Genomic DNA, 14,801 nt, shown 5'->3' with positions numbered 1-14,801 from the left:
ATGATCACTCGACTGCTGGTGGCCAACCGGGGCGAGATCGCCCGCCGGGTCTTCCGGTCCTGCCGGCTGGCCGGCATCTCGCCGGTCGCGGTGTTCTCCGACCCGGACGCGGATGCCCCGTTCGTCGCCGAGGCCGACCACGCCGTGCGGCTGCCCGGGGCGGCGCCGTCCGAGACGTACCTGCGGATCGACGCGCTGGTCGCGGCGGCGAAGGCGACCGGGGCCGACGCCGTGCACCCCGGCTACGGCTTCCTGTCGGAGAACGCCGGCTTCGCGCGGGCGGTGCTGGACGCGGGCCTGACCTGGGTGGGGCCGTCGCCGGAGTCCATCGAGGCGATGGGGTCCAAGGTGGCGGCGAAGAAGCGGGTCGCCGCCGACGGCGTGCCGGTGCTCGCCGAGCTCGACCCGGAAACCGTGACCGAGGACGACCTGCCGGTGCTGATCAAGGCCTCGGCCGGCGGCGGCGGTCGTGGCATGCGGATCGTGCGGGAACTGTCCGCGCTGCGTGAGGAAGTCGCCGCGGCCCGGCGCGAGGCGGAGTCCGCGTTCGGCGACGGCACCGTGTTCTGCGAGCCGCTGCTGGAGGGCGCGCGGCACGTCGAGGTGCAGATTCTCGCCGACTCGCACGGCACGGTGTGGGCGTTGGGGGAGCGGGAATGCTCCATTCAGCGGCGTCACCAGAAGATCGTCGAGGAGACGCCTTCACCCGCCGTGACCCCGGAAATCAGGACGAAACTGTTCGACGCCGCGGTCGCCGCCGCCCGGTCGATCAGCTACGTCGGCGCGGGCACGGTCGAGTTCCTGCTGTCCGCCAAGGGGACCATCCACTTCCTGGAGGTCAACACCCGGCTCCAGGTGGAACACCCGGTAACCGAGTGCGTGTACGGTATCGACCTGGTTCGCTGGCAACTGGCCATCGCTGAGGGTGGCCAGTTGCCGGCGGACCGCCCAGCGCCGCGTGGGCACGCCATCGAGGTCCGGCTGTACGCCGAGGACCCGTCGCTGGACTGGCGGCCGCAGAGCGGCACCCTGCACCGGTTCGCACTGTCCGATGTGGACGCCGAGTTCGCCGTGCCGCGGGACTTCGGGCTGCGGCTGGACAGCGGCGTCGAGGACGGGTCGGTCGTCGGCGTGCACTACGACCCGATGCTGGCCAAGGTCATCGCGTGGGGCCCGGACCGGGCCGCCGCCGCGCGCCGGCTGTCCGCCGCCCTGGCCGGCGCGAAGATCCACGGCGTGCTGACCAACCGTGACCTGCTGGTGAACGTGTTGCGCAGCAAGGAGTTCCTGGCCGGCGACACCGACACGGGCTTCCTGGACCGCGTCGGTCTGGACGTGCTGTCCACGCCGCTGGTGACCGATGTGGACCGCAGCGCCTTGGCGGCGGCGATCGCGCTGGCGCACGGACGCAAGGGCCGCTTCCCGCTGGGCTGGCGGAACATCCCGTCGCAGCCGCAGCGGACCGTCTTCGAGCAGGCCGAGGTGTCGTATCGCTTCGACCGCAACGGGAAGCTGGTCGAGCCGGCCGGCGTGGAGCTGGTTCGGGCGTCCGCCGACGAGGTCGTGCTGGACGTCGACGGTGTGCGGCAGCGCTACGAGGTCTCCCGCTACGGCGACACCGTGTACGTCGGTCCGCTGGCGTTGACGCTGGTCCCGCGCTTCCCGGACCCCACCGACAAGATCGCCGAGGGGGCCACCGTCGCCCCGATGCCCGGCACCGTGGTCCGCGTGTCGGTCGAGCCCGGGGCGGTTGTCGAAGCCGGTGCGGAACTGCTCGTGCTGGAGGCGATGAAGATGGAGCACCGGGTTGTCGCCGCCGCCGGCGGCAAGGTCGCCGAGGTGCTCGTGCAGGCAGGTCAGCAGGTCGAGGCGGGCGCCGTGCTCGCTGTTGTGGAGGGTGAGCGGGCATGAGCTTCGTCGAGAGCGAGGAGCGGCAGGCGCTGCGCAAGGCCGTCTTCGACTTCGGGTCGCGGTACGGGGCCGAGTACTTCACCGCGAAGGCGCGGGCCGGGGAGAAGACCACCGAGCTGTGGGCCGAGGCCGGCAAGCTCGGCTACCTCGGCGTCGCCGTGCCCGAGGAGTTCGGCGGCGGTGGCGGCGGCATCGGTGATCTCGCCGCCGTGTGCGAGGAACTGGCCGCCGCCGGCAGCCCGCTGCTGATGATGGTCGTGTCGCCGGCCATCTGCGCCACCATCATCGCCCGCTTCGGGACGTCCGAGCAGAAGCAGCGCTGGCTTCCCGGGTTCGCCGACGGCACCACGAAGATGGCGTTCGCGATCACCGAGCCCGATGCCGGCTCCAACTCGCACAAGCTCGCCACCTCCATCCGCCGCGAGGGCGACGAGTGGGTGCTGGGCGGCCGCAAGACCTACATCTCCGGCGTCGACGAGGCCGACGCCGTGCTTGTCGTCGCCCGGCACGTCGACTCGAAGGGGCAGCGGCTCCTTCCGTCCCTGATGATCGTGCCCACCGACGCCCCCGGCTTCGAGTTCCAGCCCATCGAGATGGACATCGTGTCCCCGGAGAAGCAGTTCACCCTCTTCTTCGACGAGGTCCGTCTGCCCTCCGACGCCCTGGTCGGCGCCCCCGACGCCGGTATCGGCCAGCTGTTCGCCGGCCTCAACCCCGAGCGCATCATGGCCGCTTCCTTCTCGACCGGCCTCGCTCGCAACGCCCTCGCCCGCGCCACCGAGTACGTCAAGACGCGCAAGGTGTGGGACACGCCCATCGGCGCTCACCAGGGCCTCTCCCATCCGCTGGCGCAGTGCGCCATCCAGATCGAGCTCGCCCGCCTGATGACCCAGAAGGCCGCGGCTCTCTACGACGCCGGCGACGACCGCGGCGCCGGCGAGGCCGCCAACATGGCCAAGTACTCCGCCGCCGAGGCCGCCACCGCCACCGTCGACCAGGCCATCCAGTCCCACGGCGGCAACGGCCTCGCCACCGAGTACGGCCTGGGGGCGCTGCTCGGCGCCAGCCGCCTGGGCCGGATCGCCCCGGTGAGCCGGGAGATGATCCTGAACTACGTCTCCCAGCACACCCTGGGGCTGCCCAAATCCTACTGACGGGTAATGTTCGGAAAGCGCCGTTCCTCTACTCGGAGTGGAGGAACGGGGCTTTCCGAACCCGTCTTCGGCCGTGGAGTGCCGGCCGGCGGCTCGTGCCTGCCCGTTCGCTCGGAGCGGGAATGGAATCTCGGACCTCGGAGGTTACGTACGACAAGGGTCGTACAAGGGAGGGTGGGTCATGGGCACGACGGCGCAGTTGGGGACGGGGTGACGGCTGGGGGAACTGGCGGTGAGGCCGGGGCAGCCCACGGGGGAGCGGCTGGCGGCGGGGACGCACGCGTTCGGGGAAGGGCTGCTGCACGTGCCGAGCGACCTGCCGACGGGGCCGGTGCCGCTGGTGGTGCTGCTGCACGGGGCGGGGTCGAACCCGGAGCGGGTGCTGACCGTGGTGAGAGACCGGGAAGCGCTGGTGTACGCGCCCAAGTCGAGGGCGCGCACCTGGGACGCGATCCACGGGAACTTCGGGCCGGACGTGGAGGCGCTGGACCGGGCGCTGACGGAGCTGTTCGAGCACTTCGAGATCAAGACCGCGGCGATCGCGGGATTCTCGGACGGGGCCTCGTACGCGCTGTCGGTGGGGCTGGCGAACGGGACGCTGTTCGACAACGTGGTGGCGTTCTCGCCGGGCTTCGTGGTGCCGGGCGCCAGGGCGGGCAAGCCGGAGGTGTTCGTGTCGCACGGGCGCCAGGACGGAGTGCTGCCGATCGAGGGGACGAGCCGGCGAATCGTGCCGGCGCTGCGCATCGTGGGATACCGGGTCGATTACCGCGAGTTCACGGGTGGACACGAGGTGCCGGCGAGCGTGTCGGACGCGGCGTTCCGGCGAATTCTCTGAGCAGAGAAAACTGTTATCCGCTGGTCAGCGGGCCAGTGGAAATGAACACATGGATCACTCCCGGGCGTGGTGCGAGCATGCGGACGAATCCGCCTCGCGTCGGGGAGTGAGATGAGCGACGACTGGGACCTGGTCATCGCCGCGCGCAAGGGCCGCGCGGACGCCCTCGACGAGCTGGTGGCGACCTACCTGCCGCTGGTCTACAACATCGTGGGCCGGGCGATGGCGGGCCACCCGGACATGGACGACGCGGTCCAGGACACGATGCTCGCGGCCCTGGACGGCCTGCCCGACCTGGAAGACCCGGCGCATTTCCGGTCCTGGCTGGTGGTCATGGCAATGCGCGAGGTACGGAAGCGCCGCCGCACGGGCGAGGGATTTCCGGCGGTGCGGCCGGATGACGTGGCGGACCCGGGCGCGGACTTCGTCGACCTGACGATCGACCGCCTGCACCTGGTGGACCAGCGCAGGGACCTGGTCGAGGCGACGCGCTGGCTGGAGGACGACGAACGCGAACTGCTGTCGTTGTGGTGGCTGGAGGCGGCCGGCCGGCTGACGAGGGCGGAAGTGGCTGCGGGCCTGGGATTGACGCCGCAGCACACGGCCGTCCGGGTGCAGCGGATGAAGGCCAAGCTGGACGCGGCGCGCATGGTGGTGCGGGCGTTGAGGGTGCGGTGCCCGGAGCTGGCACACCTCACAGCGGAATGGGACGGCCGACCGAGCCCGTTGTGGCGCAAGCGAATCGCCCGCCACGTACGCGACTGCGGCCGCTGCCTGCGTGACGACCTGATGCCGGCGGAGCGCCTGCTGCTCGGCATCCCGTTGGTGCCGATCCCACCGGACTTCGGCGCGGTGCCGACCTCGTCGCCGCCGGCGCCCCGACGCTGGTGGCAGCACGCCGCGACGAAGCCCTTGGTGGCGGCTGCCGCAGCCGTGGCGGTCCTGGCGGCGGTGCTCGTCCCGAAACCCACCGAACCGGAGCCGATTGCCGTCGCGGCGCCGATCACCACCACTTCAACCACCGTCACCACCACGACGACAACGACAACCACGGCGACGACCACGACCACCACCAAGGCGGCGGCGAGCACAAGGGCGGTGCCGCAGCAGAAGCCGGCCCAGACCTCGGCCCGAAAGGGCGTGAGTGCCTGGGCCTTCGACGGCGTCACGGCCTCGCTCAAGGACGTCGGCGCGGCCTGGTTCTACAACTGGGACGCCAACCACAACACGATTCCGGCCCCGCCGGGCGTCGAGTACGTGCCGATGATCTGGGGAGCCAAGTCCGTCACCGCGGACACGCTGGCGCAGGTCAGGAAGCAGGGCACCGAGCTGCTCGGCTTCAACGAACCCGACCTGGCCCAGCAGGCGAACATGACGCCGGCACAGGCACTGGACCTCTGGCCGCAGCTGCAGGCGACGGGGATGCGCCTGGGCAGCCCGGCCGTCGCCTTCGGCGGCGACACGCCCGGCGGCTGGCTCGACCAGTTCATGAGTGGCGCCGGGAGCAAGGGCTACCGGGTCGACTTCATCACCCTGCACTGGTACGGCTCGGACTTCGGCGCGGCGGCGGTCGGCCAGCTGAAGAGCTACCTGCAGGCCGTCCACGACCGCTACCACAAGCCCGTCTGGCTCACCGAGTTCGCGCTGATCAACTTCGGCGGCGCGCCGAAGTTCCCGACCCAGGCCCAGCAGGCGGCGTTCGTCACGAACGCGGCGGCGATGCTGGACTCGCTGCCGTACCTGGAGCGCTACGCCTGGTTCGCGCTGCCCTCGCAGGGCGAAGACACCGGTCTCTACGAACCGGGAGCGCAACCGACGCAGGTCGGCCTCGCGTACCGGGCCGCCGCCTAGCCGATGGCCTCGGCGACGAGCCGCTCGAAATGCGGGAACCGCTCGCGGGCCAGGGCGATCACCTCGGCCGCCGACTTGCGGGCATCCGGGGCGTGCCGCTCGGCGATCGCGGTCAGCTCCCGGTGCGGCCGTGACGGCCGGTCCGGGGACGACACCGCCTCGTACGGACCGGAGCCGTCGGCGAGCAGCCACAGGAAGTCGCCCAGATCGCTCGCGATCACGCCGTGGTCGCCTTCGGAGCCCATGAACACCACCGGCTGCTCGGTGACCGGCGCACCCGCGCGGGCCAGCCAGATGATCACGTAGCCGCCGCTGCCGTCCTGCCCGAACACCAGGAAGTCCTTCGGGTTCAACAGGTCCGTGCCGGTCCAGAGGGGCAGCCAGAAGGCGGTGTCCTCGTCGGGCCGGAACTCCCCGTAGGGCTCGAAGTCGACGTCGTCCTCGCTGTCGTACGGGAAGTCGACGCGGGCGACCTCGGCCAGTGCGGCCGGGAACGGCTCGGTGCTCACCAGGGCACCCTAAAGGGCGCTACCGCCGCCCGGAAATCCGCCTAGGCTGATCGTCACTGGGGCGCGAAGGGGGTTTTCCGTGCGGCACATCGTGATCGTCGGCGCAGGTCAGGCCGGTTCGCTGCTGGCGCTGGGGCTGCTGGCCGAGGGCTACCGGGTGACCATGGTGTCGGAGCGGACGGCGGAGCAGATCGGGAACGGGCGGGTCCTGTCCAACCAGTGCGTTTTCGAGCCGGCGCTGCGGCACGAGCGGGCGTTGGGCCTCAACCACTGGGACGGCCAGGTGCCGCCGGTGACCGGCATCGCCTTCGACGCCGGCATGCCGGGCTCGGCCGATCCGTTCATCTCCTGGGTCTCGCCGCTGGACCACCCCGCGCAGTCGGTCGACCAGCGGCTGAAGATGTCGTTCTGGCTGAACGAGTTCGTGGCCCGCGGCGGTGAACTCCGGATCGCGAGGGCGACTCCCGAGGACCTCGCCGGTTACGCCCGCGAGGCCGACCTGGTGCTCGTCGCCGCAGGTCGCGGGCCGCAGTTCGACAGCGTCTTCCCGCGGGACGACGCGCGTTCCCCGTACTCGGAGCCGCAGCGCGGGATCACCCTGCACCTGGTGACGGCGCCCGGCGACTTCTACCAGGGCGTCACGTTCGGCCTGGTGCCCGGCGTCGGCGAGTTCTTCGTGCTGCCGCTGCTCACCGCCGCCGGCCCCAAGACGGGCCTGTACTTCTCGGCGATCCCGGGCGGCCCGATGGACGTCTTCGACGGCGTCACCGACGCCGCGCGGCACCTCGAACTCTGCCAGGAGCAGCTGCGGCGGTTCTTCCCGTGGTCGGCCGGTGCGGCCGAGGACGCGAAAAGCGATGGCCCGCTGGACTTCCTGACCGGGCGGATCACGCCGGTCGTCCGGCACGGCGTCGGCACGCTGCCGACCGGGCAACCCGTGCTGGCCATGGGCGACACCGCGATCACCAACGACCCGATCGCCGGCCAGGGCGCGAACAACGCCGTGCACTGCGCCCGCATCTACCAGCGGCTGATCCTCGAGCACGGGGACCGGCCGTTCGACGCGGAGTTCATGCGGACGTGTTTCGACCGGTACTGGGACTATGCCCGGCACTCGACCCGGTTCAACAACGACCTGCTGGCGCCGCCGCCCGTGCACGTGTTGGAGACCTTGCAGGCGGCGCAGGAGTTTCCCGAGGTCGCGCACCGGTTCGCGCACCTGTTCAACGATCCCTCGGACTACGAGCCGTGGCTGGGCGATCCGGAGGTGGCACGGGCCTATCTGCGGGAGGTGGCTGAGCGGGTGGCGTGAGCGCGAGGTCGGGACCACGCCTTGACCTCGAGCCCGGTCACGCGGGACCGTCCGTTGAATGACAACCACGTCGCAATGGGGCCGCGTGGTCATCGTGTCCGCCCTGCTGGCCCTGCTGACCCTGCCCGCTGAATCCGCCGCCGCCCCACCCGGCGGCGGACATGACGTGATCGCGAACCTGTTCGAGTGGCCGTGGACATCCGTGGCTTCGGAGTGCACGAATGTGCTGGGCCCCAAGGGGTACGGCGGCGTGCAGGTGTCGCCGCCGGAGGAGTCCGTGTCGGTGGCGAACCACCCGTGGTGGGAGGTCTACCAGCCGGTGAGCTATCAGCTCACCAGCCGGATGGGCAACCGCCAGCAGTTCGCCAGCATGGTGAGCACGTGCCACGCGGCCGGCGTGAAGGTGTACGCCGACGCCGTGATCAACCACATGACCGGCCAGGGCAACACGGGCTACGGCGGCACGACCTTCCCCGACAAGTACGACTATCCGGGCCTGTACTCGTCGGCGGACTTCCACCACTACCCGAATCCCTGCCCGGAGTCCGACGGCCAGATCCACGACTACGGCGTGCGGGCGGATGTCCAGGAGTGCGAGCTGGTCGGCCTGGCCGATCTCTACACCGAGCACGACAACGTGCGCACGAACATCGCCAACTACCTGAACGACCTGCTTTCCCTTGGTGTGGACGGGTTCCGGGTCGACGCGGCCAAGCACATCAATCCGGCCGACATCGCCGGCATCGAGGCGAAGCTGGCCAGGCCGGCCTACCTGTTCCAAGAGGTGATCTACGGCGCCGGCGAGGCCGTGCAGCCGCAGCAGTACGAGAGCACCGGCGACCTGCTGGAGTTCCGCTACGGCACCAACCTCAAGGCGAAGTTCGGTGGCGGCAACATCGCCGATCTCGCCACGTTCGGCCAGTCGTGGGGAATGGAGCCGAGCAACAAGGCGGTCGTGTTCGTGGACAACCATGACACGCAACGGAACGGCAGCACGCTGTCCTACAAGGACGGTGCGATCTACCACCTGGCCACGGTGTTCGGCCTGGCCTGGAACTACGGCACGCCGAACATCATGTCCAGCTTCGACTTCGGCGACAACGACCAGTCGCCGCCGGCGCAGGCGAACGGCATGGTGTCGCCGGTCAGCTGCGGCAACGGCTGGGAGTGCGAGCACCGGCAACGCTGGGCCGCGAACATGGTCGGCTTCCACGACGCCGTCGCCGGCACGAGCGTCGGCAACTGGTGGTCGGACGGCACCAACCAGATCGCGTTCGGCCGGGGCGGCAAGGGATTCGTCGCCATCAACAAGGAAGGCGGCACGCTGGCGCGGACGTTCGCGACGGGCATGCCGGCCGGCGCCTACTGCGACGTCCTGCACGGCGACATCGGCAACGGCTCCTGTACCGGACCGGTGATCACGGTGGACGCCAACGGAAACGCCACCACAACCGTCGGCGGCATGGACGCGGTGGCGATCCACGCCGGCTCGAAGATCACGGGCAGCCGGGTCCAGGTGTCGTTCGCCGAGAACGCCACCACGAGCTGGGGCCAGAACGTGTACGTCGTCGGGTCCGTCCCGGCGCTGGGCAGCTGGAACCCGGTCAATGCGATCGCGCTGTCCTCGGCCGGCTACCCGACCTGGACCGCGACGGCCTCGCTGCCGGCCAACACCTCGTTCCAGTACAAGTACATCAAGAAGAATCCGGACGGATCGGTCACCTGGGAGAGTGACCCGAACCGGTCCGCCGCCACCGGAACCAGCCCGTTGACCCTCGTGGACAGTTGGCGCTGATCGCCGACGCGGCAGAGTGCCGGGCTCCGCGGCATGAACACTGCGGACAGTTGGCGTCGACGGACTTGCGCACCGACGTGACAACTCCTCGCGAGCCCGGATGAACTGACTCACACGGCGCCGCCGGTCGGCCCCCGATCTGGCTACGGTCCAGGCAATTCCGTTGCGAGAGAGGAATTCCCATGGGTCGTCACAGTCTGGTCCGGCGGTCGGCGCTGAGCGTCGCGGTCGGCGGCGGTGTGGTCGCGGCGATGATGATGCTGCCGCTGGCCGGTTCCGCGAGCGCGAGCACGAGCGCCGCCGAGCCGACCGACTTCACCGACGCCGGCATCACCGCCGGCGAGCAGCTCGGCTCCGGCCTCGGTGGGTTCGCCGGCGGCACGGTCGGCGCCGTCGCCGACGGCATCTTCGGCGTGAAGGACGGTTCCGGGCAGAAGGCCGGCGAGCAGTTCGGCCAGCAGACCGGTTCCGTGCTGGGCTCCACCGCCGGTGGCGGGCTGGGCGGGGCGGTGGACGGCGGCATCGGCGGTGTCACGGGCACCGCCACCGGAACGGCCAAGCCGGGCAGCGACATCGGCAAGGCCGTCGGTGGCGCGGTCGGCGGCGCCGCGGGAGGTGCGATCGGCGGTGCCATCGGCGGCGCGATCGCCCCGCCGGCGGCCCCGATCGGCACGGCCATCGGCACCGCGATCGGCACGGCCGGCGGCCAACTCGCCGGCGCGGCCGCCGGTGGCGCGGCGGGCGGTGCTTTCGACGGCGCCGTCAAGGGTTACGAGGACGCCACCGGCCAGGTGCCGCCGTTCCTGCCGGGCGGGCTGGTGCCGCTCAGCTGATCCGGGCCAGGATCCCGGTCGCCGCGTCGTCGTCCCGGCGGATCTCGTCCCGCAGGAAGCCGGAGAACCGGCCCGTTCCCTGCGAGGAGAAGGACGTGCTGCTCAGCACGACCGCCGGGGCGACGTAGTCGGCGAGATAGTCGTGATCCGAGACCAACGGCACGCGGGTGTCCAGCGACAGCACGGTTGTCGTCGCGTCCAGCAGTTGGGCGTAGGACACCCGCCGCAGGCCGCCGCGGACCCGGAACCGGCCGTTGTCGGAGGCGAGCGCGCGGCTCGGCACGTTCAGCAGCGCCGCCGCGTCCCGGTGCAGGCCCCAGTACGCCGTCGCCGCCGCCTTGCGCAGCGCGATCCCGCACGGCAGGCCCTGGTTGTGCAGCGCCTGGCCGGAGCTGAACCGGACCGTCGCCTCGGTGACGTGCAGCTCCTCCGCGATCATCCGGCTGGCCGCCGCCTGCTCGACCGCGTCGAAGGCGATGTCCCTGCTGTACAACAGGATCTCGCCCGGACGCAGGATCAGCCACGCGTCGGGCGCCGGCTGGGGCGCCGCGTCGCGCCGAAAGGTGAAGCCGACGGCGAGCGCGCCCGCGTTGCGAGGCCGGCCGAGCCGCGGCCGGCGGCCGATCGCGGCCAGCGCGGTGGGGCAGGCATTGGTGCTGGATTGCATGGGGGCCTCGCTAGAAGAACTGTGCGCGCGGTCACACGTATTGGTTGTCTTGCGGCAAAATCTACGCCCCCGAAGGCTGGCGGCAAGCCAATCCTGTCTTGTCAGTCGTCGATTCCTGCCTCATCGGCGAATTGTGTATCCAGCGGGAATTTCCGGGCACCTGTGTCGGTTGCGGCGGGGACGCGCCGTTCGGGGCGGCGCTGCCCTGTTCTACGCTGGCCGGGTGGTGAACCTGCGTCTGGTTGTCGTGCCCGCCGCCGCATTGCTCCTGGTCGCCGCCGGGTGCAGTCGGGAGGCCGGCCCGAGCGGCCCGCCGGTGGCCAAGTACGGGCCGTCGGTGCAGGACCTGACCGTGAAGGCCGACGCCTTGCAGGCCGACCAGTGCCAGACCGTGGACCCCGCGGTCGTCTATCCGGAATGCGAGCGCTACGCGACCCAGGTGGCCAACTTCGGTAACAGCGTGGTCTCGGAGACCGCCGGCAGCAAGCAGGCCGACGCCATCAAGGCCGTCGTCGACAAGATGCAGGCGGCCGTCGCCGACTACGAGAAGCGCACGTGCGGCGTCGGCACCCAGAATCCCGGCGTGAACAACGCCGACCCCAGCACCGGCGGCCCCAACGCCGGTCCGTGCGCCGCCGCGCTGACGACCGTCAGGCAACAGGTCGAGGCCGTCGCCAAGCTGCTCAAACAGGTCGGCTGAACGCGAATAGCTTTCACGGTTTTCCCCCCGACTGTCCATTGGGGCAGTGGTGGCGGGACGATATGCTCCCGATCGTCGGCCCCGCGATCACCTGGTGCGATTGTGGACGGGTAGCGGTGTTTTCGCAGGCCGGAGGGGGTCCTGCCGGTGATGTCGATCGGATCGGTGGCAGCGGGCGCGGTGCACCCGGAGGGGGTGCCGGGCGACCGGCTGCTCGACGACGGCATCCTCCAGCTGCTGAATCGGATGAATCCTCGCAAGCACAGCGCCTCGGTGCTGGGCGCGCTGGTGGCGGCGCTGCCCCGCAACGACCGGCTGCCGGGCGTGGTCCGCACGGCGGCGAAGCGCACGGCGAAGCGGTGTGAGCGGGAGTCGATCGTCCTGCCGGGACTGCACTTCGGCCAGTCGGGGGCGGTGTGGGCGCTGCTGGACGCGGCGCACGCGCTGGCCGATCCCAAGCTGATGGCCCGCGCGGCCAAGCTGGCCACCGAGATCCCGGTGCTGAGCAGCAATCCGGACGTCTGCGACGGATCGGCCGGCGCGGGCCTGACGCTGTTGCACGCCTGGCGGGTCACCGGCGACGGGCAGTTCCTGGCCCGGGCCACCGAGTGCGCCCGGCACCAGGACACCGAGCAGGGCAAGTACGGCTTCGGCCACGGCATCGCCGGCATCGCGGCGTTCCTGCTCGACCACGCGCTGGCCACCGGCGACAAGCTCGTGCGCATCAAGGCGATCCGGCTGGCCGACACGCTCTGCGACGCCGCGATGTGGGACCGGACGGCGGCGAGGTGGCCCTCGGGCCCGGGGGAGAGCATCCCGCTCGGCGGCTGGTGCGGCGACGCCGCCGGTGTCGGCAGCTTCCTGGTCCGAGCCTGGCTCGCGACCGGCGACGAGCGCTACCGCAAGGTCGCCGACGCCGCCGCGGCGGCGGTACGGGCCGACCAGTGGACGATGGCGACCGCCTCCTGCCACGGCGTCGTGGAGAACGTGGAGTTTCTCCTCGACATGGCCGAAGCCACCGGCGACGACCGGCACCGCGACTGGGCGCTCAAGACGATCGGGCGGCTGGCCTGGCCGGACGACGCCGGCCTGCCGGTGTTGGTGGCGGCGCTGGTGCGCATGGTCGTGCCGGGCGCCCGGCGGCTGTGGATGCCGCCGCTGCGCCCGGCAGACTGAAGCGGGCCGCCCGAGGGCGGCCCGCTGTGGTCCTTACACGAAGGCGCCGAGCCCGGTGATCGCCCGCCCGGTGACCAGGGAGTTGATCTCCCGCGTGCCCTCGTACGAGTACACGGCCTCGGCGTCGGCGACGAACCGGCCGACGTTGTAGTCCAGCACGATTCCGTTGCCGCCCAGGATCTCCCGGGCCCAGCCAACGGCCTCGCGCATCCGGGACGTGCAGTACGCCTTGGCCAGCGAGGAGTGCTCGTCCTTGTACACGCCCTCGTCCTGCAGCTGCGCCAGCCGCACCACCATGCCGAGCGACGCCGTCACGTTGCCCAGCATCTTCACCAGCAGGTCCTGCACGAGCTGGAAGCCGGCGATGGGCTTGCCGAACTGGGTGCGCTCCTTGGCGTACGCCAGGGCGAGGTCGTAGGCGCCCATCATGACACCGACGGACTGCCACGCCACGCCGCCGCGGGTCTGCCGCAGAATGTCGGCGGTGTCCCGGAAACCGTGCGCGTTCTGTAGCCGGTTGGCCTCGGGCACGCGGCAGTCGATGAGCGTGATGTCGGCGTTCTGCACGGTCCGCAGCGCCATCTTGTGCTCGATCTTGGTGGCGACGAAACCGGGCGTGCCCTTCTCCACCACGAAGCCCTTGACCTTGTTGTCGGCCTCGTCCCGCGCCCACACGATCACCAGGTCGGCGAAGGTGGCGTTGCCGATCCAGCGCTTGGCGCCGTTGAGGATCCACGTGTCGCCGTCGCGCCGGGCGGTGGTCCGTAGGCCGCCGGCGACGTCGGAGCCGCCGCCCGGCTCGGTCAGGGCGAAGGCGCCGATCTTCTCCATCCGCGCCATCGCCGGCAGCCAGCGCTCCTTCTGCTCGTCGGAGCCGCAGCGGTTGACGCTGCCCATGGCCAGTCCGCTGTGGACGCCGAAGAAGGTCGCGATGGACGGGTCGACGCGGTTCATCTCCAGCGCCAGGAACCCGGTGAGCAGGCTGCGCGCGCCCCGGTAGGCCAGGCCGGCGATGTCCAGCTCGGCGAAGCCCTTCACGATCTGGTGCGGGAACTCGGCGTTGGCCCACGCATCGTTGGCGATCGGCGCGACCTCGGTGCGCAGGAACTCCCGCGTCCGCTCGACGATCGCCTTCTCCTCGTCGGTGAGCAGGTTCTGGAAGTCGTAGAAGTCACCGGACATCGTCGTCACGCTCCTTCAAGCTGATGATCCCGAGCTGCTGGCGGTCCCGCCGGGCGGCTCGGCTTTCGTTCTGCGCCAACGGATACACCGTCTCGGCCTGGTCGGCCAGGCGCTGCTGCACGTCCGAGGGGATGTAGGGCATCAGGTGCGACATCATGTGTCGCAGCCCGCCCGGCCCGCCGCCGAGGTGGAAGGCCAGGAACGGCCCGACGGTCGCCCACCGCACGCCGACCGAGTTGGTGACGATGTCGTCCAGCTCGGTCATGGACACCACGCCCTGCTCGACGAGGTTCACGCACTCCTCGAACAGCACGCGCTGCAACCGGTTCGCCACGTGGCCGCGGATCTCCTGGTGCACCACCACCGCAACCTTGCCCAGCGACAGGTAGAACTCCTTGGCCCGGGCCACTTCCCGGTCCGACGAGCCGACGAGTTCCACCAGCGGAAGCAGGTGCGGCGGGTTGAACGGGTGGCCCACCACCAACCGCTGCGGCGCGGTCATCCTCGACGACATCGAGGACGGTGTCAGGCCCGAGGTGGAGGAGAGGAGCAGAGCCGAATCCGGCGCGGCCTTCTCGATGGCGGCGAACAGGTCCTGCTTGAACTCCAGGCGTTCCGGGCCGTTCTCCTGCACCGCCTGGACACCGTCGACGGCCTCCTCGACCGAGCCGACGATCTCCACCCGGGACAGCAACTCCTCGGCGTCACCGGCGAAACCCGGCACGGTCGGGGCGAACTCGCGAACGGCGTCGCGAACGGCCTCCGACAGGTCCGGACGGGGATCCGTGACGCGCACGGTGTGCCCCTTGGCCAGCATCAGGGTCGTCCAGGACAGGCCGATGGTGCCGGCGCCGACGACTGCGACAGTCATGG

At 70.7% G+C, this 14,801-nt stretch carries 13 protein-coding genes; 9 read left to right on the top strand and 4 right to left on the bottom strand.

Annotation, left to right across the window (positions count from 1 at the left end):
- The 4 genes from BJ998_RS04230 (at position 1) to BJ998_RS04215 (ending at position 5,754) form a co-directional block, all read left to right on the top strand.
- Entirely contained in the window at positions 1-1,911 is a 1,911-nt protein-coding gene (locus BJ998_RS04230; RefSeq protein WP_184858652.1) for an acetyl/propionyl/methylcrotonyl-CoA carboxylase subunit alpha, read from the top strand.
- A complete protein-coding gene (locus BJ998_RS04225; RefSeq protein WP_184858650.1) occupies positions 1,908-3,065 on the top strand; it encodes an acyl-CoA dehydrogenase family protein in 1,158 nt (385 codons plus the stop codon). Before BJ998_RS04230 ends, BJ998_RS04225 begins: the two co-directional genes overlap by 4 nt.
- 232 nt (positions 3,066-3,297) lie before the next feature.
- Positions 3,298-3,903: an alpha/beta hydrolase gene (locus BJ998_RS04220; RefSeq protein ID WP_221337868.1), complete on the top strand. Its 606-nt coding sequence runs from the start codon at positions 3,298-3,300 to the stop codon at positions 3,901-3,903.
- Positions 3,904-4,014: 111 nt separating this feature from the next.
- The gene (locus tag BJ998_RS04215) at positions 4,015-5,754 is read left to right on the top strand and encodes a sigma-70 family RNA polymerase sigma factor (RefSeq protein WP_184858648.1); all 1,740 of its coding nucleotides are present in this window, start codon (positions 4,015-4,017) and stop codon (positions 5,752-5,754) included.
- Here BJ998_RS04215 and BJ998_RS04210 read toward each other — a convergent pair.
- Positions 5,751-6,263: an SMI1/KNR4 family protein gene (locus BJ998_RS04210; RefSeq protein ID WP_221337867.1), complete on the bottom strand. Its 513-nt coding sequence runs from the start codon at positions 6,261-6,263 to the stop codon at positions 5,751-5,753. The genes BJ998_RS04215 and BJ998_RS04210 overlap by 4 nt on opposite strands.
- A 79-nt stretch (positions 6,264-6,342) precedes the next feature.
- Between BJ998_RS04210 and BJ998_RS04205 the strand changes: the two genes are divergently transcribed.
- The 3 genes from BJ998_RS04205 to BJ998_RS04195 all read left to right on the top strand — a co-directional run bounded on the left by BJ998_RS04205 (position 6,343) and on the right by BJ998_RS04195 (position 10,203).
- Positions 6,343-7,575 carry a styrene monooxygenase/indole monooxygenase family protein gene (locus BJ998_RS04205; RefSeq protein ID WP_184858646.1) on the top strand — a complete coding sequence of 411 codons (1,233 nt, stop codon included), beginning with the start codon at positions 6,343-6,345 and terminating at the stop codon, positions 7,573-7,575.
- A 58-nt stretch (positions 7,576-7,633) separates the two neighbouring features.
- Positions 7,634-9,370 (top strand): carbohydrate-binding module family 20 domain-containing protein, encoded by a 1,737-nt coding sequence (locus tag BJ998_RS04200; protein ID WP_184858644.1) that lies wholly within the window; start codon positions 7,634-7,636, stop codon positions 9,368-9,370.
- A 182-nt stretch (positions 9,371-9,552) separates the two neighbouring features.
- The gene (locus tag BJ998_RS04195; RefSeq protein ID WP_184858642.1) at positions 9,553-10,203 is read left to right on the top strand and encodes a hypothetical protein; all 651 of its coding nucleotides are present in this window, start codon (positions 9,553-9,555) and stop codon (positions 10,201-10,203) included.
- Here the strand turns inward: BJ998_RS04195 and BJ998_RS04190 are convergent.
- Positions 10,196-10,870, bottom strand: a complete 675-nt coding sequence (locus tag BJ998_RS04190; RefSeq protein ID WP_184858640.1) for a hypothetical protein — start codon at positions 10,868-10,870, stop codon at positions 10,196-10,198. The two genes, BJ998_RS04195 and BJ998_RS04190, sit on opposite strands and share 8 nt — an antisense overlap.
- Positions 10,871-11,093: 223 nt before the next feature.
- On the opposite strand from BJ998_RS04190, the gene BJ998_RS04185 reads away from it, so the two are divergent.
- Both BJ998_RS04185 and BJ998_RS04180 read left to right on the top strand, forming a co-directional pair.
- Complete coding sequence (locus BJ998_RS04185; RefSeq protein ID WP_184858638.1) at positions 11,094-11,570, top strand: hypothetical protein; 477 nt, start codon at positions 11,094-11,096, stop codon at positions 11,568-11,570.
- A gap of 150 nt (positions 11,571-11,720) precedes the next feature.
- On the top strand, positions 11,721-12,746 hold the full coding sequence (locus tag BJ998_RS04180) for a lanthionine synthetase LanC family protein (protein ID WP_184858636.1): 1,026 nt from the start codon (positions 11,721-11,723) through the stop codon (positions 12,744-12,746).
- A gap of 33 nt (positions 12,747-12,779) precedes the next feature.
- On the opposite strand, the gene BJ998_RS04175 is transcribed toward BJ998_RS04180, so the two are convergent.
- The gene (locus BJ998_RS04175) at positions 12,780-13,928 is read right to left on the bottom strand and encodes an acyl-CoA dehydrogenase family protein (RefSeq protein ID WP_184868409.1); all 1,149 of its coding nucleotides are present in this window, start codon (positions 13,926-13,928) and stop codon (positions 12,780-12,782) included.
- On the bottom strand, positions 13,918-14,799 hold the full coding sequence (locus BJ998_RS04170) for a 3-hydroxyacyl-CoA dehydrogenase NAD-binding domain-containing protein (protein WP_184858634.1): 882 nt from the start codon (positions 14,797-14,799) through the stop codon (positions 13,918-13,920). The genes BJ998_RS04175 and BJ998_RS04170 overlap by 11 nt, the downstream gene beginning before the upstream one ends.
- Positions 14,800-14,801 lie beyond the last annotated feature (2 nt).

It is taken from the genome of Kutzneria kofuensis, assembly GCF_014203355.1.
GTDB lineage: Bacteria > Actinomycetota > Actinomycetes > Mycobacteriales > Pseudonocardiaceae > Kutzneria > Kutzneria kofuensis.
Note: the sequence above shows the minus strand (reverse complement) of the source record. Positions and strands in the feature narration are given on the sequence as shown.